The 22,704-nt window shown below is 35.7% G+C and carries 20 protein-coding genes, 2 pseudogenes and 1 riboswitch; of the genes and pseudogenes, 20 read left to right on the top strand and 2 right to left on the bottom strand.

The annotated features are described in order from the left end of the window. Window positions 1-110: 110 nt before the first annotated feature. Together lysA and NSU17_RS02200 are read left to right on the top strand one after the other, a co-directional pair. Window positions 111-1,436, top strand: coding sequence for a diaminopimelate decarboxylase (gene lysA, locus NSU17_RS02205; RefSeq protein ID WP_096550771.1), 1,326 nt, complete (start codon window positions 111-113; stop codon window positions 1,434-1,436). A gap of 202 nt (window positions 1,437-1,638) precedes the next feature. Then, window positions 1,639-2,007 carry a GNAT family N-acetyltransferase gene (locus NSU17_RS02200; protein WP_096550772.1) on the top strand — a complete coding sequence of 123 codons (369 nt, stop codon included), beginning with the start codon at window positions 1,639-1,641 and terminating at the stop codon, window positions 2,005-2,007. On the opposite strand, the gene NSU17_RS02195 is transcribed toward NSU17_RS02200, so the two are convergent. After that, complete coding sequence (locus tag NSU17_RS02195) at window positions 2,004-2,504, bottom strand: DUF309 domain-containing protein (protein WP_016836911.1); 501 nt, start codon at window positions 2,502-2,504, stop codon at window positions 2,004-2,006. The two genes, NSU17_RS02200 and NSU17_RS02195, sit on opposite strands and share 4 nt — an antisense overlap. Before the next feature lie 63 nt (window positions 2,505-2,567). Between NSU17_RS02195 and NSU17_RS02190 the strand changes: the two genes are divergently transcribed. The 17 genes and pseudogenes from NSU17_RS02190 to NSU17_RS02110 form a co-directional block, all read left to right on the top strand. Then, entirely contained in the window at window positions 2,568-3,341 is a 774-nt protein-coding gene (locus NSU17_RS02190; protein WP_340433626.1) for a segregation/condensation protein A, read from the top strand. Continuing rightward, complete coding sequence (gene scpB / locus NSU17_RS02185; RefSeq protein ID WP_340705472.1) at window positions 3,334-3,909, top strand: SMC-Scp complex subunit ScpB; 576 nt, start codon at window positions 3,334-3,336, stop codon at window positions 3,907-3,909. Before NSU17_RS02190 ends, scpB begins: the two co-directional genes overlap by 8 nt. Before the next feature lie 12 nt (window positions 3,910-3,921). Next, window positions 3,922-4,911: a D-alanyl-D-alanine carboxypeptidase family protein gene (locus NSU17_RS02180; RefSeq protein ID WP_340704167.1), complete on the top strand. Its 990-nt coding sequence runs from the start codon at window positions 3,922-3,924 to the stop codon at window positions 4,909-4,911. 162 nt (window positions 4,912-5,073) lie between these two features. Beyond that, window positions 5,074-5,808: a pseudouridine synthase gene (locus NSU17_RS02175; RefSeq protein ID WP_340433630.1), complete on the top strand. Its 735-nt coding sequence runs from the start codon at window positions 5,074-5,076 to the stop codon at window positions 5,806-5,808. 103 nt (window positions 5,809-5,911) lie between these two features. Then, the gene (resA, locus tag NSU17_RS02170; RefSeq protein WP_340704166.1) at window positions 5,912-6,445 is read left to right on the top strand and encodes a thiol-disulfide oxidoreductase ResA; all 534 of its coding nucleotides are present in this window, start codon (window positions 5,912-5,914) and stop codon (window positions 6,443-6,445) included. Window positions 6,446-6,459: 14 nt separating this feature from the next. Continuing rightward, window positions 6,460-8,112, top strand: coding sequence for a cytochrome c biogenesis protein ResB (gene resB, locus NSU17_RS02165; RefSeq protein ID WP_340704165.1), 1,653 nt, complete (start codon window positions 6,460-6,462; stop codon window positions 8,110-8,112). Continuing rightward, on the top strand, window positions 8,109-9,290 hold the full coding sequence (gene ccsB, locus NSU17_RS02160; RefSeq protein WP_340704164.1) for a c-type cytochrome biogenesis protein CcsB: 1,182 nt from the start codon (window positions 8,109-8,111) through the stop codon (window positions 9,288-9,290). Before resB ends, ccsB begins: the two co-directional genes overlap by 4 nt. A gap of 151 nt (window positions 9,291-9,441) precedes the next feature. Next, entirely contained in the window at window positions 9,442-10,158 is a 717-nt protein-coding gene (locus NSU17_RS02155) for a response regulator transcription factor (RefSeq protein ID WP_340433638.1), read from the top strand. Continuing rightward, complete coding sequence (locus tag NSU17_RS02150; protein WP_340704163.1) at window positions 10,151-11,932, top strand: ATP-binding protein; 1,782 nt, start codon at window positions 10,151-10,153, stop codon at window positions 11,930-11,932. The genes NSU17_RS02155 and NSU17_RS02150 overlap by 8 nt, the downstream gene beginning before the upstream one ends. A 228-nt stretch (window positions 11,933-12,160) precedes the next feature. Further along, window positions 12,161-12,694, top strand: coding sequence for an RNA polymerase sigma factor SigX (locus NSU17_RS02145; RefSeq protein WP_026018951.1), 534 nt, complete (start codon window positions 12,161-12,163; stop codon window positions 12,692-12,694). Then, a complete protein-coding gene (locus tag NSU17_RS02140; protein ID WP_340704162.1) occupies window positions 12,684-13,892 on the top strand; it encodes a hypothetical protein in 1,209 nt (402 codons plus the stop codon). The genes NSU17_RS02145 and NSU17_RS02140 overlap by 11 nt, the downstream gene beginning before the upstream one ends. 204 nt (window positions 13,893-14,096) lie before the next feature. Beyond that, a pseudogene (locus NSU17_RS15890) lies at window positions 14,097-14,247 on the top strand (response regulator); the annotation flags it as partial. Between the two features lie 101 nt (window positions 14,248-14,348). After that, window positions 14,349-14,483, top strand: a riboswitch (FMN riboswitch). A gap of 228 nt (window positions 14,484-14,711) precedes the next feature. Then, on the top strand, window positions 14,712-15,293 hold the full coding sequence (locus tag NSU17_RS02130) for an ECF transporter S component (protein ID WP_016836928.1): 582 nt from the start codon (window positions 14,712-14,714) through the stop codon (window positions 15,291-15,293). Between the two features lie 210 nt (window positions 15,294-15,503). Beyond that, window positions 15,504-16,850 carry a sodium-dependent transporter gene (locus tag NSU17_RS02125; protein WP_340704161.1) on the top strand — a complete coding sequence of 449 codons (1,347 nt, stop codon included), beginning with the start codon at window positions 15,504-15,506 and terminating at the stop codon, window positions 16,848-16,850. 50 nt (window positions 16,851-16,900) lie between these two features. Next, entirely contained in the window at window positions 16,901-17,545 is a 645-nt protein-coding gene (locus tag NSU17_RS02120; RefSeq protein ID WP_340704160.1) for a TlpA disulfide reductase family protein, read from the top strand. 455 nt (window positions 17,546-18,000) lie between these two features. Then, window positions 18,001-18,399 (top strand): IS200/IS605 family transposase, encoded by a 399-nt coding sequence (tnpA, locus tag NSU17_RS02115; RefSeq protein ID WP_340704159.1) that lies wholly within the window; start codon window positions 18,001-18,003, stop codon window positions 18,397-18,399. A gap of 11 nt (window positions 18,400-18,410) precedes the next feature. Beyond that, window positions 18,411-18,713 (top strand): annotated as a pseudogene (locus NSU17_RS02110) (helix-turn-helix domain-containing protein); the annotation flags it as partial. 40 nt (window positions 18,714-18,753) lie between these two features. On the opposite strand, the gene NSU17_RS02105 reads toward NSU17_RS02110, so the two are convergent. After that, window positions 18,754-21,720 (bottom strand): Tn3 family transposase, encoded by a 2,967-nt coding sequence (locus NSU17_RS02105; RefSeq protein ID WP_017474138.1) that lies wholly within the window; start codon window positions 21,718-21,720, stop codon window positions 18,754-18,756. 146 nt (window positions 21,721-21,866) lie between these two features. On the opposite strand from NSU17_RS02105, the gene NSU17_RS02100 reads away from it, so the two are divergent. Further along, entirely contained in the window at window positions 21,867-22,442 is a 576-nt protein-coding gene (locus NSU17_RS02100; protein ID WP_340704158.1) for a recombinase family protein, read from the top strand. Window positions 22,443-22,704 lie beyond the last annotated feature (262 nt).

The following is a 22,704-nucleotide window of genomic DNA, read 5'->3' as shown; positions in this document are numbered from 1 at the left end:
GGTAGATGGAATTCATAAAGTTGAAATGGAATGCTTCGTTTTGTCGACCCTTAGAGGAAAAAGTTGAAATTTTTGACATGGACAGCTTATTTGTATACGGAGGGGAATCTATGCACTTATACGGAACTCAAACAATCGGAGAAAATGGCCATTTACATATCGGTGGTGTTGATACAGTTGAGCTAGCTAAAGAATATGGGACTCCACTAATCGTTTATGACCTAGAATTAATAAGAAATCGTGCTCGCGCATTTAGAGACACTTTTATTAAACATGGTGTTGAAGCACAAGTTGCATATGCATCGAAAGCATTTTCATGTATTGCAATCTATCAATTTGTTAACGAAGAAAATTTATCGCTAGATGTTGTGTCTGGTGGAGAATTATATACTGCTATAAAGGCAAACTTCCCCGCTGAACGCATTCATTTCCATGGAAACAATAAATCTTATGATGAATTAATCCTCGCCTTTGATGCAAAAATTGGTTGTATCGTTGTAGATAATTTCTATGAAATTGAACTATTAAAAGAAATTTCAGAATCTCGAAAACAATCGATGAATATTTTATTGCGTGTCACTCCTGGTGTGGAAGCACATACTCACGATTTCATTACAACTGGACAAGCAGATTCTAAATTTGGTTTTGATTTATATAACGGTCAAGCGGATGAAGCATTCAAGCTAGTTGCGAATCATGAATATTTAAATTTACTAGGTTTACATTGTCATATTGGTTCTCAAATTTTTGAAACGGACGGCTTTAGTTTAGCTGCAGGGAAATTAATTGAAAAAATTGGCGAATGGAACGATGCATTTGGCTTCCAATGTAAAGTACTTAATTTAGGCGGTGGCTTTGGCATCCGCTACACAGAAGAAGATCGTCCTCTTGAACCCCATGTGTATGTTGAAGAGATGGTCAAAACAGTAAAAGAGGAAGCTTCAAAACGTCGTTTAGCAATGCCTGAAATTTGGATTGAACCAGGACGTTCCCTAGTTGGAGATGCAGGAACTACATTATACACTATTGGTTCTCACAAAGTCGTACCAAATATCCGTGAATATATTGCAGTTGACGGTGGAATGAGCGACAATATTCGTCCAGCATTATACAATGCAAAATATGAAGCTGTCATTGCTAATAAAGCAAATCTGCCAAAAGATTACACTTATACTGTGGCTGGAAAACTATGCGAATCTGGTGATAAACTAATTGAGGATGCTCCTCTCCAACAAGCAGAACCTGGTGATATACTCGCAATTTTCTGTACAGGTGCTTACGGCTATGCAATGGCTTCTAATTATAATCGTGTGCCGAGACCAGCAGTTGTCTTTGTGGAAAAGGGTGCACATCAACTAGCAATTAGAAGAGAGAGCTATGAAGATATTATTGTAAACGATCAAGAATATCATTTAAACAAGGTGAATAAATTGTGAAATTTTCAAAATGGACATTGTTAGGATTTTTTGTCGTTTTTTGTTTAGTATGGGCATTGTTTTACATTTTTGTACTAATTCCTAAACTTCAGTAAATGAATCGATAAACTGGTAATTTCTGGGTGAAATTTGATTCTTAATTTGAAATCGTGTACGATAGTAAAGAATGTTTGTATGCGATAAGAAAACGAGGGAATGATACATGTTAGTACGTTATAAAAAATCACTCGAAAAAATTGCGATGGGTTTACTTTCGTTTATGCCCCAAGAAAAGGACGTCAAAAAATTAATGGAAACAATGCAGTCTTATGAACAAGAAGACAATTGGCAATTATATTTATGGAAAAAAGATGATGAGTATGTAGGAATTGTAGGCGTATTAGAGGAAGATTCTGTAGCGACGATTCAGCACATTACGGTTGTTCCTTCCTATAGAGGTGAGGGAATTGCCAAGCAAATGTTAAAAGAATTAAAAACATGTGGTGAATATACAGAAATCAAAGCTTGTGAAGAAACAGAACCCTTTGTTAAGAAATGCTTACATAGCTTACAAGAGGCAGACGAAAATTAACGTCTGCCATTTCTTTTTTCTTCACGCATTGTTAGAATATCTGAACGATCGCGCAGCATATGCTTATGAAGAAGAAATTCATGGGACAACGGTGGAAGTGATGAAATCTTGCCATTGACTTTTTCTATTAAATCACGATTCATTAATTTGATTTGAAAAGCTTTGTATGGTTGATTGTTTTCTATGGCATCAATACTTTTTAAACAATCGTTACATAATTGCTGAAAATCGATATAATCAAAAAATGGATGTCCTTGATTGGATAAAAATTTTTTGTAGGCTTTTCTCATTATGCGATGAGCGCCGCGAAGATTTCCTCTTCGCCAATGATATAAGCCGGTCGCCAATTGTATATACCCAACGAGAGGATGTTCTTTTTTTCCAGGTGCAATTGTCTTCCAATATTCCTCTAAAACTTCGTGACATTCAAAATAATCTTGATTACCATTGAAATATGCGCAAAAATCGATAAATAGCGGATGAAATAAGGGATGCATAGTGAATATGAACCTCTTTTCTCTATACTCATTTTTTAATATGAAACGCAAGGTGTGTGACATATGTATGAAGTAAAACTAGATGCTTTTCAAGGACCACTTGATTTATTATTGCATTTAATTCAACGTTTGGAAATTGATATATATGATATCCCGATGGCAGAATTAACCGCTCAATATATGGAGCATGTTCAAGCAATGAAGGTGCTGGAGTTGGATGAAGCCAGTGAATATTTAGTGATGGCTGCAACACTCCTTGCCATTAAAAGCCGGATGTTACTCCCGATTCATGAAGGGGAGATGGAAGAGACAGAATTTGAGGTGGAAGAACCCGATCCAAGGGAAGAATTAGTCCTAAAGTTAATTGAATATAAAAAGTATAAAGAAGCAGCAATTGAATTGAAAAAGATGGAAGAAAATCGACCAGAGAACTTTACAAAACCGCCAAGTGACCTGTCTCCATTTATGCCGGATGAGCAACTTGCATTGTTTAATGCAGACGTCAATATTTATGATTTGCTGTACGCATTTCAAAAAATGCTTCGAAGAAAACAATTGAGAAAGCCATTAAAAACGACTGTAAAAAAACAAGATATTCCAGTTAAAGAACAAATGTTAAGAGTTGTAGATGTGCTGAAAAAACGGGGTGGTAAATCCAGCTTTTCAGATCTCTTCCCTTATGAAGATAAATCCACAATCATTGTCACCTTTTTATCGCTGTTAGAATTGATGAAACGTCAAGTTGTTTTCGTCGAACAAGAAAGAAACTTTGAAGATTTGACCGTGATTTTGCAGAAGGAGGAACGATTAGGTGAACTCGAAAATCTTGATGGCTAGGATGGAGGCATTACTATTCGTTGTAGGAGATGAAGGACTGACGGTTAAACAACTGGCGGAATTATTAGATGTGGGGGAAGTGGATATCGAAGCTGGATTAAGTGAGTTAAAAACCCTTTATGAAAATAATGTTGCATCTGGTCTTACAATAAAACAATTGTCTGATACATATTTATTAACAACAAAACCAGAATTAGCAAATACGATCAAAAAATTAGTTGAAAATCCAAATAGTCAAGTACTTTCAACAGCCTCCTTAGAAGTTCTTGCAATCATTGCATACAAACAACCTATTACGAGGGCAGAAATTGAAGACTTGCGCGGTGTGAAAAGTGAACGTCCTATCCAGACTCTCGCATCACGAGGTCTTATTCGGGAAGTCGGACGAGCAGAAGGTACAGGACGAGCTATTCTTTACGGAACAACAAAAGAGTTTTTAAATTATTTTGGACTATCCAATTTATCAGAGCTTCCTCCATTACCTGAAGGTGATGAAGATGTTGAAAATGAACAAACAGATCTCTTTATGACAAAGTTCCAAGAAGTATTTCATAATGAAAATGAATAAAGGAGTGGCTAAGTGAAATTAGCTAAATTTATCATTACTTTCGCTTTTTCATTGATGTTTTATTTCTCGCTCCATCATGTTGTAAAAGCATCTTATGTTGTCATTGATGCAGATACTGGAAGAACATTGATTGGAAATAATGAGCATGCAAGAATGCCCATAGCAAGCCTTACAAAAATTTGGACTGCACTTATTGCTCTTGAAAATAGCAATTTAGATGATGAAGTTGTTATTTCTCGAGAGGCTACAATGAGTGAAGGGTCATCAATTTATTTAGAACCAGGCGAAGTGGTCACTGTAGAAACATTGTTGTATGGTCTTATGCTTCGATCGGGGAACGATGCAGCGTACGCTTTAGCGGAACATGCAGGCGGATCTGTTGAAGGATTTGTCGATTTAATGAATGAAAAAGCACTATATTATCGCTTAAATCAAACATATTTTACTAATCCTTCAGGCTTGCATCATGATTTGCATTTATCCAGTGCCTATGATACTGCCCAAATGTTAAGAATTGCTTTAGAAAATGAAGATTTTTTAAAAATTGCATCAACGATTCAATATAAAAGTAATACGAAAAATGGAACGACGTGGTTAAATAAACATCGCTTACTCCGAGAGAATGTTGGCGCTGTAGCAGGAAAAACTGGATACACAAAAGTAGCCGGAAGAACTCTTGCAACGTATTTTGAAAAGGAGAATGAACGCATTATCGTCGTAACATTAAACGAAGCCAACGATTGGCAAGTACATAAACAACTTGCAAATCAGGTGTTTGAAGAGTATGATATGAAAACGATTGTAAAAAAAGGAAAGTATAAAGCGAATGATAATATTACAGTTCAGCTGAAGGAACCAATTAAATTACTGATCTCGGAAGAAGAAGAAGATCAATTGCAAAACGTGTTGCACCTATCACGAAATCAAGATGTTAAATTCGGCATTTGGCATGTGTTTTTAAATAATGAAAGTATTTATTCAACAAAGGTAAAGTTAAAATAATAACATATAAAAGCTGTCCGAAACGCTCTTATTTTTCGGGCAGCTTTTCACTTGTATAAACTGAGTTGTTTTTCTTTAATATTGAGACAAAATATGACATAATTTTCATCAGTAAAGAAGCTAATGAATTAAAGTTATATGTATTTAGAGGTGAGTCATCAAATGGAAAGGCTTCAGAAAGTAATTGCTCAAGCAGGTATTGCTTCCAGAAGAAAAGCGGAGCAATTGATATTAGAAGGAAAAGTGAAAGTGAACGGTGAGGTCGTTACAAAACTCGGGACAAAGGTTTCAAGAAGCGATGTTGTAGAAGTGAATGGTATAAAAGTAGAAAGAGAAGAAAAAGTTTACTACTTATTCTATAAGCCAAGAGGTGTCGTATCAACGGTATCCGATGACAGAGGACGAAAAACAGTATTAGACTTTTTTCACGATCACGTGGAAGAGCGAATTTTCCCTGTAGGTCGACTAGATTTTGATACATCGGGCTTAATATTACTAACAAATGATGGCGAATTTGCTAACTTAATGACCCATCCGAAATACAAAATTGAAAAGACATATATTGCAAGGTTAAAAGGGATTCCGAGTTTTGAAGATATCAAAAAATTGCGGAGAGGTATTATGCTTGAGGACGGTATGACTGCTCCTGCAAAGGTGAACATCAAAAAAGTTGATCGAAAAGCAAATAAAGCAATTTGTGAAATTACCATTCATGAAGGGAGAAATAGACAAGTACGACGCATGTTTGACGCAATTGGAACGCCTGTTGTCAAATTAAAACGTGAAAGATTTGCTTTTCTTGACTTAAAAGGATTAAATGCAGGAGAATTTCGGGAACTTACTGCCCATGAAGTGAAGCAGTTGCGCGTGTTGGCAGAAACAGGGAAAATCGGTTGATACTATGTTCATAGTGATAACCTTCATAAACATTTCACATTTGGCCTTTAAATATTTGCTATAATGAAAGAGATTGGAATGTTCTCTTCAAGGAGGTTGCTGAATGGAAAAGAAAAAGAAACGTTTGATTATTAGAGGAATCATACTTGGAGTATTGGCTTGTGCAATTATTTATACAATATACAATACCGCGACAAAAGATACAGTAGAGGTTTTAGCTGATGGAGATACAGCTCCTGATTTCGAATTAGTCGATTTAGAAGGGAACACACATCGTCTATCCGATTACAGAGGTCAAGGGGTATTTTTAAATTTCTGGGGAACATGGTGTGAACCGTGTAAAAGAGAAATGCCTGCGATGGAACGACAATATCAACAATTTAAGGATCAAGGTGTACACATTTTAGCAGTCAATATAGCTCAGTCCAATTTAGAAGTAGAAAATTTTGTTAAGCAGTATAATCTTACTTTTCCAGTAGTCATTGATAAAACAAAAAGCGTGATGCAAGCTTATAATGTCGGGAAATTACCTGCAACTTATTTAATTACTCCGGAAGGAAAAGTGAAAAAAGTTCCTCCTGGTGAATTGTCAGAAGTACAAATTCAATCTCTTATGGAGTCAATTAAGCCAGAATAGGAGTATTTAAAATTATGGAAAAAATCTCATGTGTTTGTGGTCATGAAAACCCATTTGGTACAAAAATTTGTGAAAAATGTGGTAGACCATTATCTGAAGAAGCGAAAGCTCAAAAAGTTCTTGATATGCGATACGATGGTACAGCCATTCGTTCTAAAACCTACAACAAATCCATTATTGATAAAATCTGGAATTTCTTTTCGAGTGTTAAAGTGGGCGTTTCGTTAATTATTATTACGCTTGTTGCATCAGCTCTTGGTACGATTTTTCCTCAAGAATTTTACGTTCAAGTGGCTACACAAGAAGAGAAAGCGCTTTATTATAAACAAAACTATGGCGTTTTTGGTGAACTATATTACAATTTAGGTTTATCTGATTTGTATAGTTCGTGGTGGTATCAGATTCTAGTAGGGCTATTAGGAATCTCCATTATCGTAGCAAGTCTTGACAGAGGTCTTCCTCTATATAAATCGTTAAAAAATCAACGTGTAAAGCGCCATGAAAGCTTTATGAAAAGGCAGCGAATTGTTGCTCATGGGCCAGTAACAGAAGGCGATTCTTCGAAAACCCTTGATTTAATTGAAGAAAAAATGAAAAGTTTACGTTATAAAGTTCGTCGAGATGGAAACGCTTTATTGGCAGAAAAAAATCGCTTTGCCCGCTCTGGTCCATACATAAATCACCTTGGGCTCATTATTTTCTTGCTAGGAGTAATGTTACGATTCCTACCGGGATTCCACGTAGATGAATCGATGTGGATTCGCGAAGGAGAAGTTCGTGCAATTCCTGGAATGGATGGATATTTCCTAGAAAATAAACAATTTATTTTAGAAACTTATGACAACGATCCAACGAGAGCACAAATTGAACAAGGTGTTGCTGCCATTGCGAAAAACTATCAGACGGATGTAAAGTTATATAAACAGGCTGAAGGTGCAGTGTTAGGGGATACGGAAAATATGGAACTCGTTAAAGAGTATTCCATTCGTGTTAACCACCCATTAAAATATGATGGTTATGCTATTTATCAAATGGATTATCGATTAAATGAATTAAAATCAATGACGTTCGAATTAACCCATAAACAATCTGGTGAGTCTCTTGGATCGATGAAAATCGATTTGACAAATCCAGAAAAAGAATATGATTTAGGTGAAAATACAAAAGTTCAAATCTTGGACTACTACCCAGACTTTTCTGGACTAAAAGATGGTGTTCCTCAAACTAAATCCCAATATCCAAATAACCCTGCTTTTGTGTTTAAAATGATGACACCGGATAAGCCAGAAGGGGAAGTTAGTTTCGTTTCAATTGGTGCTTCTCCTATTGAAGCGGGGGAAAATGAATATAAAATGACCTTTAAAGGTGTAGAAACAAGAAATGTATCAGGATTAACAATTCGAAAAGATGTAACGATTCCTATCTTGATTATTGGTGGAGTTATTTTCTTATTAGGATTAGCAATTGGTTCTTATTGGAATCATCGTCGCCTGTGGGTACAACAATTAGAAGATGGCAAAATTATGCTTGCTGCCCATACAAACAAAAACTGGTTTAGCATGAAAAAAGATTTAGATGTTGTGACAGAATATGCGCATTTACCACAATATATTGACCAACTAGAAGAAAAAGATGAGAAGGATAAGGAAGGTGACGGTGCCGAATGAGTTTAATTGATATTAGTGGTAATTTACTTTTTACAGCATTCTTTGCATATATTATAGGTACGGTTTTCATAGCGGGTTCCATTAAAAGAAATGATGGTGCTGCCAGTAGAGCCGAAAAATGGGGAAAAATAGGAATTGTGATTGCAATTATTGGTTTTATTTCCCAGCTAGGCTATTTTATTACCCGTTGGATTTATGCGGGACATGCTCCTGTAAGTAACATGTTTGAATTTACTACAGCCTTTGGAATGTTCCTCGTTGGAGCATTTATATTAATCTACTTTATGTATCGTGTTACGGTTCTTGGTTTAGTGGCATTACCGTTAGCAGTATTATTTATTTCCTATGCAACAATGTTCCCAACGGAAGTAACGCCACTTGTGCCATCGCTACAAAGTAATTGGCTAACTATTCACGTTATAACAGCGGCAATTGGACAGTCGATTCTTGCTATTAGCGCAGTGGCTGGTCTTGTTTATTTACTAAAGGAAGTAGATCCAAAAACAAGCTCAAGGGAACGTTTTTGGCTTGAAGCCATTTTATATTTCTGCGTTGTTGTAATCGGCTTTGTACTTGTAACGATTACATTCCGCGGCATGGGATATGAAGCACAATTTACGTATGTTAATAATAATGGTATGGAATCTGAAATCGTTTATAATATGCCGGCATTATTCGGAATGAATGAATCTGAATTAAAAACGGAAGGCGTTATGAAGCCGTTAGTCGAAATGCCTGCGATTATTAATGCGAAGAAATTAACGACTGTTGTATGGTCATTCTTGGTTGGAACGATTTTATACTTGTTATATCGCCTCATTGTGCGAAGACCGATTTGTGAGTTGCTTCATCCTTTAGTGAAAAAAGTAAACTCCCAGTTAGTTGACGAAATTGGATATCGTTCTGTATTAATCGGATTCCCTGTCTTCACATTAGGTGCTCTCGTCTTTGCTATGATTTGGGCACAAGAAGCTTGGGGCCGTTACTGGGGCTGGGATCCTAAAGAAGTGTGGGCTCTCATCACTTGGTTATTCTATGCAGCTTATCTTCATTTACGTTTATCTAAAGGATGGGAAGGAAGAAAGTCTGCTTGGCTCGCATTAATCGGATTTGCAATCATCATCTTTAACCTCGTCTTTGTAAACTTAGTGATTGCAGGACTCCATTCATATGCATAATATCTATATACTATAATAAACGTATAAATATTAATAAAATAAGAAAGCTCTCCTCAAAACTATGGAGAGCTTTCTTAATAGTCTTTAATTTTTATTCATAAAATTGTACAATGAATATAGGTAGAGATTGCAAAGAGAGGGGTTAGACATCGTGTCTGAAAAAGTGTCCATTTTAGTTGTAGATGATGAAGATCGCATTCGTCGCCTGCTAAAGATGTACTTAGAACGGGAAGGTTACGAGGTAGATGAAGCTGAGAACGGTGCAGTAGCGTTAAAAAAGGCACTAGATAATGATTATCATTGCGTCATTTTAGATATCATGATGCCGGAGAAAGACGGATTACAAGTTTGTGAAGAGTTGAGAGAGAAGAAATCTACTCCCATTATTTTACTGACAGCAAAAGGCGAAGAAGCAAACCGTGTGCAAGGTTTTGAATTAGGTGCGGACGACTATATCGTAAAACCATTTAGTCCACGAGAAGTGGTGTTGCGAGTGAAAGCGATTTTACGCCGCTCAAGTGCATTAAATCAAGTTTCTAGTACTACTACATCTCGAGATATCGTTGTGTTCCCTCATTTAACTATCGATAATGATGCACACCGAGTAACATGTGATGGACAAGAAGTAAACTTAACACCGAAAGAATATGAGCTACTTTACTTCTTAGCTAAATCACCAGATAAGGTATTTGATCGCGAACAATTGTTAAAAGAAGTATGGCACTATGATTTCTTTGGTGATTTGCGCACAGTCGATACGCATATAAAGCGCTTACGTGAAAAGTTAAACCGCGTATCAGACAAAGCAGCTAAAATGATTGTAACCGTTTGGGGCGTTGGTTACAAATTCGAGGTAATCAATGACTAGAATATGGAATAGTATTGTCGGGAAGCTATGGGCAACCATATTGCTTCTCGTTTCGTTTGTGTTATTTATTTTCACAGTTGCCATGCTTGAATTCTTAGATGATTTCCATATGAAACAAGCGGAAAGTTCGCTTAAGCAAACAGCAACGACCATCTCGAACATTGTTGCCCATACAGATATCGATCAAATCACCGATGAGTTGTTGGAAGACTTATTAAATGGAGATACAAATGGATTTATTGCACTAAATAATCAGACTGTTATATCCAGTTATCAAACTGGAATAAATCAAGAAAAAATTCGAAATGCTTTGTTAAATTCTAAGGAATTTCAACGAGTCTTTGATACGAATGAACCGCTTATAAGACAAATGATTTTATCTTCTCAAGCGGATGAAGATAAAATGGAATCCTATTTTGTTTTAGGCTATCCATTATCGATTGAGCATGAAGTGCAAGGAGTTCTATTTATTTATCAAAACCCTTCTGCTCTTCACGAAACGACGAATCAAACGACGAAAATTGTCTTTCTCTCAGCATTTATCGCCTTTGTATTAACAACATTTTTTGCCTTTTTCTTATCTTCCAAAATTACGTTACCTCTCCGAAAAATGCGTGCCTATGCATTTGATATTGCAAAAGGTAAGTTTGATGAGCAATTGCCAACAAATCAAAGCGATGAAATTGGTCAATTAGCTGTAGCTTTCAATCAAATGGGGCGTCAGTTAAAACATCATCTCGAAGTAATTAATCAAGAAAAAGAACAGTTGTCTAACATTCTCACTTCAATGACAGATGCGGTAATTACGTTTAATCGTGATAAAACGATATTGCTGAGCAATCCTCCAGCTGATCGATTATTACAACGTTGGTTTATTCGAAATGGGGTCGATAAAGAATTATTCTTACCAGAAGAAATTTATGCCATGTTAGATCATGTTCTAACTTTTGAAGATAAGTTGGAAGAAGATTTGGAAATAGACGGTTCGTACTACCGCATCACCATCAGTCCATTAAAAAGCAGTGGACAAGCAATCCGTGGCGCGATTGCAGTCATACGTGATATGACTGAACAAATTAAATTGGATAAATTACGTTCAGACTTTATTGCTAATGTTTCTCATGAATTAAGAACGCCAATTGCCATGTTGCAAGGATATTCAGAAGCAATTATTGATGGTGTTGTTGAGACAGAGGAAGACAAGAATGAGATGATTAAAATTATTTATGATGAGTCTCAACGAATGGGTCGCCTAGTAGCGGATTTATTGGATTTAGCTCGAATGGAATCTGGACATACGACGCTTGTAAAAGAGTCTGTACCAATCAATTCTGTCTTTGAACGAATTACGCAAAAGTTTAGTCAAGTGGCGAAAGAAAATCATATTCAATTAATGTTCCATACGGAAATGTCAGATGATGTATTGATAAATATCGATGAAGACCGAATTGAACAAGTGTTAACAAATTTAATTGATAATGCGATACGTCATACACCAGAAGACGGCAGTGTAACGGTGTCATTGGAACAAGAATTATCTTATTTGAAAGTGCAAGTATCTGATACAGGAGAAGGAATTCCGAAAGAAGATTTACCATTTGTGTTTGAACGTTTTTATAAGGCGGATAAGGCGAGAACACGCACGAGGAAAGTTGGCACTGGCTTAGGACTAGCTATCGCTAAAAATATCGTTGAAGCCCATAATGGTAATATACGAGTTGATAGTGAAGTTGGAGAAGGAACAACTTTTACTTTCTATTTGCCTTTAAACTAAAATAGTTTATGGATCAGAATTCGTGGATATTCTAGGTAAATGAGTTGCAGAAATTTGGAAAGATAGGACTTGCCATTCTGCATAAGTATGGTACTCTTTTACCTGGAGTAGAAGCGAATTCTTTTTTTATATAAATGTTGGAGAACATTTAAAAGTAAAGTAGTTCTCCAAATGAAACATTTTACGATTTGAAACGACAAAATTAATAAGGATGGAGGTGGCATGGATTTGAAAGAATCCATATTCCATCGACTGTATGATCAATATCATCAAGATGTATTCCAATTTTTAATCTATTTAGTAAAAGATCGATCGGTTGCGGAAGATTTGTCTCATGAAGTATACGTTCGTGTTTTAAAATCATACGAACGTTTTCAAGGGAAAAGTTCTGAAAAAACTTGGCTTTTTGCTATCGCAAAAAATGTAGCAATTGATTATTTTCGAAAAAATGCAGTTCGCTCAGCCCATTCTTTTACCGCCTTTGATTGGGAAACAGAACAACTAGTATCACCAACAAAATCACCAGAATCTTTCATAGAATTAAATGATGAGACGAGGCAAATACTAGAGGCGCTGGAAAAATGTACAGGTGATCAACAAATGGTGATAATTATGCGCTATTTTCAGGAATTATCGATTGCTGAAACTGCAGCAATTTTAAATTGGACAGAAGGTAAAGTCAAAACAACACAACACCGAGCAATTAAACAATTGCGAGAATTACTATCACGAAACAAGGAGGCGAGTCAAAATGAATCATGAACATTGGGATGAGGATCGAATTGAAGAGCTATTAAAAAATGTTCCAAAAATTCATGATGTCCGTTCAAAAGAAGAAGTATTTGAACGATTAAAAAGAGATGGAGTATTTGATGAAGAGCCTCCGAAAAATTCACCAATTATTAAAAAGAAAACGAAAATGATGCCATGGTTGATTGCTGCTTGTGCTGCGTTATTTGCAGCTGTTCTCATACCATCTTTGACGAACAATTCAATGGAGGAACAAGCAATATTAAATAGTGAACAAGATGATTCCAGTGGAGATCAACAGGAAATGGAAACTTTTGCTCTTCCAAATGACATGGAAGAAAAGGAAAACTTTGCACCTATGTCAACATCGGACGCTGATATTAAAACTGCTGTATATCCTGAACAATTGGAAGGAAACACTCTTTTCAAGATTGGTCTTGCAAGCGATGAAGCAGAAAGCATTCCAGTAACAATCTTAATCCCAAATGAAAAAATTGTAGAAGATTTTGGGAAAGACAATCCAACACAGGTGGAGTTATACAATGAATATGCTCCGCAGTTAAATGAAAAGTTACTAGGGTTTAATGAATATCATCCATATGTGGGTGAAATAACAGAAAGTGAAGGAAAGGTTATTCATAAATTACCGAATAATCATCCATATGATGAAGATGCGGCAACTTATTATGCTACTTTAACAGATACCTTCTCTGATTACAGTGAAATGGAAATTGTTGATGAAAACAGCGAACCGGTAATTTTAGAAGATATTGGGGAAGAATATACCCTATTAACTGAAAAATCAAAGCAACATAGTTACTTTAAATATGTGCAAAATGATGGATCGGAGTTTTTAGCACCGAATTTTAGAGAAACTTATTCAACAGTAGAAGAAGCAATGGAAGCGTTAAAGGTAAGTACAAATGATATTTACAAATCAGTGATTTTACCCAATGCTGATTATTCCGTATCTGTCAATCATGATGTAGTAATAATTACATTTAAAAATCGCTTAGATTTATTTGAGTATAATCAAGTGGAAGCGATGCAAATGATTGAAGCGATGTTATTAACAGCAGCTGGATTTAATAAATCGGTACAATTTAAAAACATTGTACAAACAGAATGGGAAGGTTTCGATTTTACAAAACCGTTGCCAATTCCAGTTGGACCGAATGAGTTGCCATATACTGTATTAGAAAATAGATAAAGTTTTCCATTTGGGTATTTTGAAATTGATTGAGAAGAAGTATTAGAAATGCCGGGATAATATATTTTTATATATTTAAAAATTGATTGGAGTGCCGGAATGAAGGAATTGTTAATATCATTAACTCCCATTTTGCAGTTTCAGCGTATTTATCAAGCAACAAACTGTGAAGAAGCAAAGCAAATGATTCAATGGATTAAGCCTGATCTAGCAATTTTAGATGTGATGTTGCCAGATGGCGATGGATTCTCTCTTATCGACCATTCGCCAATATTCGAATATACCTGTTATTGTTTTAACGGCAAGAGGAGAAGATGAGGATCGTTTGCTTGGGCTTGGACTAGGAGCTGATGATGATATAATAATAAAGAATGATTGTTTTAATACTGCATATTAATTCCTTTACAAATACTCGGAATACGCCTATAATATTACTAAGTTAATAATAAAATAATGATTCATCTTCGGGGCAGGGTGAGATTCCCGACCGGCGGTATTAGAACGGTTGTTCTTAAGCCCGCGAGCTCTTTTTGAGCAGGATTTGGTGAGATTCCAAAGCCGACAGTATAGTCTGGATGGGAGAAGATGAAGGTACGGTCGTTTTTCGTTATGTAACCTAGACACGTGGCAATTATTGTGTTGGAAATTTTTGTATTAATCCAACGCGCTATTTTCCTATTCTCTTTTTGTCATGTGTAGCTTTTCGTGTACCCGTTTTCTCCCTTATGCTAGTTTGGCATAAGGGATTTTAATTTTTAACGAAGTCGACTATGTGCCTTTCTTCTTGCGAGTTGAATCAGCAAAGAGGAGAGAGTGCTAATGAACAAAATGAAATTGCGTTCTTTTGTAACAATCGCAATGCTATCGAGTATTTCATTTATTTTAATGTTTTTAAATTTTCCATTACCGTATTTTCCGGTATTTTTAGAGATTGATTTTAGTGATGTTCCTGCATTGATTGCGGCAATTACGATGGGACCTGTTGCAGGAATTTTAGTTGAATTAATTAAAAATATCTTGAATTGGCTATTTATGGGTGCTCCTACTGGGGTGCCAGTGGGACATATGGCAAACTTCGCAACAGGGATCTTGTTTATCATGCCAGTTTACTATGTATATAAAAGAACTAATTCATTAAAAGGGTTAATCTTTGGACTGATAGCTGGAACATTTACGATGTCAATTGGCATGAGCATATTAAACTATGTTGCTTTCCTGCCAATGTACACATATTTCTTAGGAATGGGTACATTTGATGTAAAAGAAACTATCGTTCTAGGAATTTTGCCATTTAATATTATCAAAGGTATTTTGTTGATGGTGTTAGTATTGATGTTATTTAGAACGATGAGAAATTGGATTGAAAATCAAAGAGCACAATATTTATTGCAAAAACAATAATAGAACATAGATTATTAGGGGTTTGCTGTTTTGTGCAAACCTCTTTTATTTTGAGTAAATTACGAATACCCTTTTGAAGGAATTGTATGATTACTTACATTATATTTCTGTTCGATCAATATTATAGAAAGTTTATATTGTTTTAAAAAATTGATATGATGTAATCATCATGTTTATTAGTTTAAAGTCATAAAGGAAGGAATTTTTACAATGGATCAAAATAAAGGGCAATGGACGAGTAAAATTGGATTTATATTAGCTTCGGCAGGGGCAGCCATTGGACTCGGCGCTATTTGGAAAATGCCTTATGTGACAGGTCAAAGCGGAGGGGGAGCTTTTTTCTTAATCGTTGTTATTTTCACCCTTCTCATAGGATTGCCAATGCTATTATCGGAATATATTATTGGTCGTAGCACTCAAAAAGAAGCAGTAACAGCATATAAATTATTAGCCCCCCATAATCTTCGCTGGTCTTGGATTGGGAAGTTAGGAGTTATCGGTTGCTTTATTATGCTATCCTTTTACAGCGTTGTAGGTGGATGGATATTTATATACAGTGGCGTTTCATTGGTTGGAGGAGTCATTGAGCCGAATACCAATCCAGGAGATTTTTTTAATTATGTTATAGGGACGCCATGGATTACGTTGTTAGGTCTTGCACTATTTACTTTAGCAAATGTATTAGTCATTGCATTAGGAGTGCAAAACGGAATTGAAAAAGCCAATAAAGTTATGATGCCGTTATTATTCATTCTATTTATTATTTTAGTAGTACGCGGCTTAACTTTAGATGGAGCAGTGGAAGGGGTAAAATTTTTCCTATGGCCAGATTTTTCAAATATTACTGGGGAATCGTTATTGTTTGCTCTTGGACAGTCCTTTTTTGCACTGGCGGTAGGATTTTCGTGCCTTGTAACTTATAGTTCCTATTTAAAAAAGGAAGTTAGCATACCTCAATCGGCAACATGGGTTGTTGTGTTAACCATTTTGGTTTCATTTCTTGCTGGACTAGCAATTTTCCCAGTTGTCTTTACATTTGGAATGGAGCCAACTGAAGGACCGGGATTATTGTTTATGGTTTTACCTGCTGCTTTTAGTCAAATGGCTTTCGGTGAAGTATTTTTGGCGATGTTTTTGATATTATTTTTATTTGCAACGCTCACTTCATCATTTAGCATGTATGAGATTATCGTTGCTGCGTTAATTGAGAAATTACATATTCGCCGCACGAAATTAACTGTCATTTTAGGAATCATCGTTTTTATAGTTTCCATTCCATCTGCATTATCTTTTAACGTATTAAGCAATGTGTCAATTTTTAATAAAAGTATTTTTGATGCCACGGATTATCTTGTTTCCAACGTGCTTTTACCTTTAGGAAATATATTAATTGCAATATTTATTGTATATGTGATGGATAAACAATTAGCAAAAAAGGAATTATTGCAAGGAAGCCAAATGGGGGAAGGGTATTATCACGTTTATAGAGCATTGATGACGTTTGTTGTTCCGGTTGTGATTATAATTGTGTGCCTGGCAAGACTGTTTGGATTTTGAAACAGCAGCATACATATAGTAAAAATGACAACCGTTATAAGGAAGGTGTTATGGAAAAATCGAAAGTATCCATTTTCTTTCTCTTGCTTATTCTCTGTGCATTCACTTGGACGATTTATTCGAAATTTATAAAGAATGAAAAAGGCCTAGAGGAGTCTTTTACAGAAGACGAGTTTATCGATTTTCTTTATGAAAATTTAGGCTTAGAGGATCCACACGATGTTGACATTCATGAATTTGAATATGACATGATTGAAACTGCTTATCAAGTGGTGGATGTTGAGGCAAGCGATTTTCAACTAAAAACAATGCAAAATGAAACAATTAAATTGTCTGATTTGAAAGGGAAAAAAGTTCTCATCAACTTTTGGACAAGTTGGTGCCCCCCTTGCAAAGAAGAAATGCCTCATTTAAATGAGTTCTATGAACAATTTGCAAAACAGAACAATATCGAAATATTGGCCATCAACATTACCGATCAAGAATTATCAATGGATGACGTGAAAAAATTTGCTGACAAATATCAAATAAAGTTTCCTATATTATTTGATGATACCGGTGCGGTTTCGACGGAATATAAAATCATTACGATTCCTACAAGCTTCATTATAGATGAAGAAGGTAAAATAACCGAAAAAATTGTCGGCCCGATCACAAAAGACATATTATTAGAAAAATTTCAGATAAATACATGAATACTTACTAAAAAACATAAACAAGACTAGACAGTATTGATACAAAAAAGGTGTAAGTGCTGATTATCCAGTTGAAATCAGGGGAGTCCATACGGAGTCATTTTGCTGATGGCAATGTGTTGATTATTGTTCGGAGCGGGGTTGGTTCATTTAATTGAACAGGGAATAGCTGAATGAACGAGGAAATCGATATTGCAAAAGGATTCGAAAGAAAAGCATAGTTTAAAAGAATTTGATGGTTATGTAAATAAAAGAGTGGATTACGATTTTAAGCCTCCTTTCTGGGGAAAAATTTTTAACATATCTCCGAAAGAAGTCTCCCGCTTCTAAACGAGAAGGTGCATATGCACCAGTGAAAGTGGGAGATGAATTTTGGTAGGCGTAGCCTAAAGTTGTCTCTTTTTTTTTGTGTTGTGATATAATCAGTCTCATATAAATGAAAGGTTGTTATATCAATGAAATTAGATAATAATAATCATTCAGTGTTCTTGTTGTATTACCATCTTGTCCTGGTCGTAAAATATCGCAGAAAAGTGATTGATGATACCATATCTGACTATGCAAAAGATATGTTTATTCGACTTGGTGAAAATTACAATATTTCCTTGGTTGAATGGAATCACGATATTGACCATGTGCATATTTTGTTCAAAGCACATCCGAATAGTGAATTATCAAAGTTCATCAATGCCTATAAAAGTGCAAGTTCTCGACTTATCAAAAAGCATTTACCACAAGTGAAAAGAAAACTTTGGAAAGAGTATTTTTGGTCAAGAAGCTTTTGCTTACTTACAACTGGTGGCGCCCCCATTGAAGTGATAAAGCAGTATATAGAAAATCAAGGGGTGAAGTGAGGTGATTCGATATGGCAAACAAAGCATATAAGTTCCGTCTGTACCCAACGAAAGAACAAGAGCAACTTCTTGCGAAAATCTTCGGTTGCGTTCGTTTTGTTTACAATCAGATGCTGGCAGAACGTAAAGAAATATATGAAAAGTTCAAAGACGACAAAGAGAAGCTTAAAGAACAAAAGTTTCCGACACCGGCAAAGTACAAAGATGAATTCCCATTCCTAAAAGAAGTGGATTCTTTAGCTTTAGCCAACGCACAAATCCATTTACAAAATGCTTATAAGGGGTCCCGTCAGGAAAATGCGGATTTACAACGCTAAGCACATTTTCGAGACGATTCCCCCATTTTTAACAACGTTAAGAAAATTTCAATGGTCTTAAAGAATCTAACGAGACTATTTTCTCGGAATTAAAATGGTATTCTCCTAGTAAATTAATATGTTCCCAACCTAGAGGCGATATATGGTGCAATAATTCTTCATTAAAACTACCAGACTGTTTTTGATATTCAACTGCTTTTGTTAGATGTAAGGTATTCCAGATACTGATGGCATTAATGATTATGTTTAAGGCACTGGCCCTTTGCAATTGATGCTGTATGGTTCGTTCTCTAAGCTCACCTTGTTTTCCAAAGAAAATAGCCCTTGCTAATCCATTCATGGCTTCTCCTTTATTCAATCCTCTTTGTATTTTTCTTCTTAATGATTCATCTGAAATGTAATTCAAAATAAAGATCGTTTTTTCTATTCGGCCCATCTCACGTAAGGCGGTAGCTAAGCTGTTTTGTCTTGAATAGGAACCTAGTTTCCCCATTATAAGGGAGGCTGAAACTGTTCCCTCCCTTATAGAATGAGCTAATCGCAAAACATCCTCATAATTTTCTTTAATGACCTTTTTATTTATTTGTCCACGTAAAATGGCTTCTAATTTTGGATACTCACTTGCTTTATCTATTGTAAATAATTTCGAGTCTGATAAATCTCTTATTCTAGGAGCAAATTTAAATCCTAATAAATGAGTCAGTCCGAATATTTGGTCTGTGTAACCAGCTGTGTCTGTATAATGCTCTTCTATATTTAGATCCGTCTCGTGGTGCAACAATCCATCCAAAACATGAATAGCATCCCTTGAATTTGTATGTATAATCTTTGTGTAATAAGAAGAGAATTGATCACTAGTAAAACGGTAGATAGTTGCTCCTTTTCCAGTCCCGTAATGTGGGTTTGCATCTGCATGCAGTGATGAAACACCTAGCTGCATTCTCATACCATCTGACGAGGATGTTGTACCGTCGCCCCAATAGGAGGATAACTGTAATTTATGATGAAAATTTACTAAAATGGCTTGGGCTTTATTCATTGCATCTTCATACATGCGCCATTGAGATACATTAGCTAGTTGCTTATATGTAAGTCCGGGTGTGGCTTCGGCCATCTTGCTCAAGCCAATATTCATTCCCATCCCTAAAAGGGCAGCCATGATAATGATTGTTTCTTCTTTATCTGGTTTTCGATTATTGGAAGCATGGGTGAATTGCTCATGAAATCCTGTTATATGAGCAACATCCATGAGTAAATCGGTTAATTTTATTCTTGGTAGCATCTGATAAAGGCTTGCACTAAACTTTTTTGCTTCTTCTGGAACATCTTTTTCTAAGCGTGCAAGTGACAGTTTTCCTTTTTCAAGAGAAACTCCATCCAACTTGTTGGAATTGGCAGCTAACCATTTTAACCTTTCATTAAGGCTGCTGGTTCTCTCCGTTATATAATCTTCGAATGATAAATTAACTGATAATCTCGTATTCCCCTTCGATTGATTCCATGTATCTTCCGAAAACAAATATTCCTCAAAATCCCTATATTGTCTACTGCCAACAATGGAAACATCTCCTGCACGAACATGCTCCCGAAGTTCTGTTAAAACAGCCATTTCATAGTAATGACGATTAATTGTTGTACCATCATCCTCATATAAATGCTTTTTCCATCGTTTTGAAATAAAATCCACGGGTGAGTCATCAGGCACTTTTCGCTTTCCGGATTCGTTCATTCCTCGAATAATCTCTACGGCTTGTAAAAGTGGTTCATTTGCCTTTGTAGAATGAAATTCCAGTACCCTTAATAGCGTTGGCGTATATTTTCTAAGTGAATAAAATCGTTTTTGCAGTAAGTCCAAATAATCATAGTCGGCAGGACGTGCAAGCTCCTGAGCCTCTTCTACTGAACAGACAAAGGTATTCCATTCAATAACTGATTCTAAAACCTTAAAAACGTCTAGTTTTTCCTCTCTTGCTTTAATTAATGCTTGTCCGATGTTCGTAAAGTGTATAACTTTCTCATTTAGCTTTTTACCGTTTTGTTTCTGGATTTCCTCTTGAGCCTTACGGCCTTTTGATAACAAACTAAGTATTTGCCTATCATGAATTTCAAACGCTTTATCTGTTAGCTCCTGAGTAAGTTGTAATAAATAGACGGCTAATATCGAATAACGTTTATTTTCTTGAAAGTCACGGAACGCATACGGTTCGTATCTTGAACCTAAGCGAGAAAGCTGTAATAGACGATTACGATGCAAATGGCTAATTTGCACTGTTTCTAATTCCATTTCTCGTAGGTATTCAAGTCGTTCTATTACTTTTAGAAAAGTTTCGGGTGAAGGATGACCCGGTGGTTCCTTTAACCAACCCAATATCGTTTTATTGGATTCGGATGGATGCTGCGAAGTAATAATCTCTTCAAGTTTTTCTTTTTGCTCATTTGTAAGAGATCTACTAACTGTATTAAATAGCTTCTTTTCAGCCATCGCCCTTGCTTCCCACACCATTCTTTCAAGTGTAGTGATAGCAGGCAGTATAATTTTGTTTTTTCTTAGAAAATCTATGCATTCATGCAGTAGATGAATAGTATCACCATTTTCCAAAGCTAATTGATGAAGGTACTTAAACGTCATTCGATATTCACTCAGGGTAAAAGTTACAAAGTCATATTCACTTCGAATTTCTTTCAAATGATCCCAAAGTGTATTTTCCCTTTGAGGATAATGATCAAGCGAGGATGGACTAGCACCAATCTGTTTCGATATATATTGTATGACCAAATCTGGGATGCTTTTGATATGAGTGTATGGCCAACCGGGATACCGAAGAACAGCTAATTGAACGGCAAACCCTAAACGGTTTTCTTCCCTCCTTCGCTTATTAACTATTTCTAAATCACGATTGGAAAAAGTGAAGTAGGTCCCCAATATCCATTCATCTTCAGGGATTTGCATAAAAGACTGTCTCTGTTCCGGTGTAAGCAATTCTCTACCTCTCGCAATTTTCATTCAATATCATCCCATTTCTGTATTTTTCAATTTATTAGTTCAATTATATATCAATAGAGTGTACTCTATTGATACAAGTGTAATAGACTGATAAAATCATAGTTAAGAGAGTCTCATAAGACTTGTCTCAAAAACGAGGTGACATTTTGCGAAAAATCGGTTATATACGTGTTAGTTCGACTAGCCAAAATCCTTCAAGGCAATTTCAGCAATTGAACGAAATTGGAATGGATATTATTTTTGAAGAAAAAATTTCTGGAGCAACAAAGGATCGTGAGCAACTTCAAAAAATGTTAGAGGACTTACGGGAAGGTGACATTATTTATGTTACAGACTTGACTCGAATCACTCGAAGTACGCAGGATTTATTTGAATTGATCGATTTAATACGAAGTAAAAAAGCAAGCTTAAAATCACTCAAGGATTCATGGTTAGATTTATCAGAAGATAATCCATACAGCCAATTCTTAATTACGGTAATGGCTGGTGTTAACCAATTAGAGCGAGATCTAATCCGTATGCGTCAACGTGAAGGGATTGAGCTGGCTAAGAAAGAAGGAAAGTTTAAAGGTCGGTTAAAGAAATATCATAAAAATCACGCAGGAATGAATTATGCAGTAAAGCTATATAAAGAAGGAGGTATAACTGTAAATCAAATTTGTGAAATTACAAATGTGTCTAGGGCTTCATTATATAGAAAGCTGTCGGAAGGGAAAAAATAGTCGTTCCCTATTCCATTAAAGGGCCATTATATTGAATACTTGAATTCGAGATAATTGAATAAAATTAAGTACTTCATTTAATAGCCCTTTTATTGAATAAGATTTCTGAACGGAACTGGATATTTATGTTAATACTTGTTTGGTATTGTTAAGAAATGTACTTAAACTAAAGAAGCAGGAGTAGAATAACAAAAAAAGAGTTTGGGACATAACAAAATGATTGCTTCTAAAAGACGAACACTAGCTGTTCCCATCTCTTTGA

Origin of the sequence: Ureibacillus sp. FSL K6-2830 (assembly GCF_038004145.1) — a bacterium.
Classification (GTDB): Bacteria; Bacillota; Bacilli; order Bacillales_A; family Planococcaceae; genus Ureibacillus; species Ureibacillus thermosphaericus.
Note: the sequence above shows the minus strand (reverse complement) of the source record. Positions and strands in the feature narration are given on the sequence as shown.

Excerpts from the sequence above, each read along its gene's own strand:
- lysA (WP_096550771.1), top strand. The coding sequence starts at position 111 with ATGCACTTATACGGAACTCAAACAATCGGAGAAAATGGCCATTTACAT.
- NSU17_RS02200 (WP_096550772.1), top strand. The coding sequence starts at position 1,639 with ATGTTAGTACGTTATAAAAAATCACTCGAAAAAATTGCGATGGGTTTA.
- NSU17_RS02195 (WP_016836911.1), bottom strand. The coding sequence starts at position 2,504 with ATGCATCCCTTATTTCATCCGCTATTTATCGATTTTTGCGCATATTTC.
- NSU17_RS02190 (WP_340433626.1), top strand. The coding sequence starts at position 2,568 with ATGTATGAAGTAAAACTAGATGCTTTTCAAGGACCACTTGATTTATTA.
- scpB (WP_340705472.1), top strand. The coding sequence starts at position 3,334 with ATGGCTAGGATGGAGGCATTACTATTCGTTGTAGGAGATGAAGGACTG.
- NSU17_RS02175 (WP_340433630.1), top strand. The coding sequence starts at position 5,074 with ATGGAAAGGCTTCAGAAAGTAATTGCTCAAGCAGGTATTGCTTCCAGA.
- resA (WP_340704166.1), top strand. The coding sequence starts at position 5,912 with ATGGAAAAGAAAAAGAAACGTTTGATTATTAGAGGAATCATACTTGGA.
- resB (WP_340704165.1), top strand. The coding sequence starts at position 6,460 with ATGGAAAAAATCTCATGTGTTTGTGGTCATGAAAACCCATTTGGTACA.
- ccsB (WP_340704164.1), top strand. The coding sequence starts at position 8,109 with ATGAGTTTAATTGATATTAGTGGTAATTTACTTTTTACAGCATTCTTT.
- NSU17_RS02150 (WP_340704163.1), top strand. The coding sequence starts at position 10,151 with ATGACTAGAATATGGAATAGTATTGTCGGGAAGCTATGGGCAACCATA.
- NSU17_RS02140 (WP_340704162.1), top strand. The coding sequence starts at position 12,684 with ATGAATCATGAACATTGGGATGAGGATCGAATTGAAGAGCTATTAAAA.
- NSU17_RS02130 (WP_016836928.1), top strand. The coding sequence starts at position 14,712 with ATGAACAAAATGAAATTGCGTTCTTTTGTAACAATCGCAATGCTATCG.
- NSU17_RS02125 (WP_340704161.1), top strand. The coding sequence starts at position 15,504 with ATGGATCAAAATAAAGGGCAATGGACGAGTAAAATTGGATTTATATTA.
- NSU17_RS02120 (WP_340704160.1), top strand. The coding sequence starts at position 16,901 with ATGGAAAAATCGAAAGTATCCATTTTCTTTCTCTTGCTTATTCTCTGT.
- tnpA (WP_340704159.1), top strand. The coding sequence starts at position 18,001 with ATGAAATTAGATAATAATAATCATTCAGTGTTCTTGTTGTATTACCAT.
- NSU17_RS02105 (WP_017474138.1), bottom strand. The coding sequence starts at position 21,720 with ATGAAAATTGCGAGAGGTAGAGAATTGCTTACACCGGAACAGAGACAG.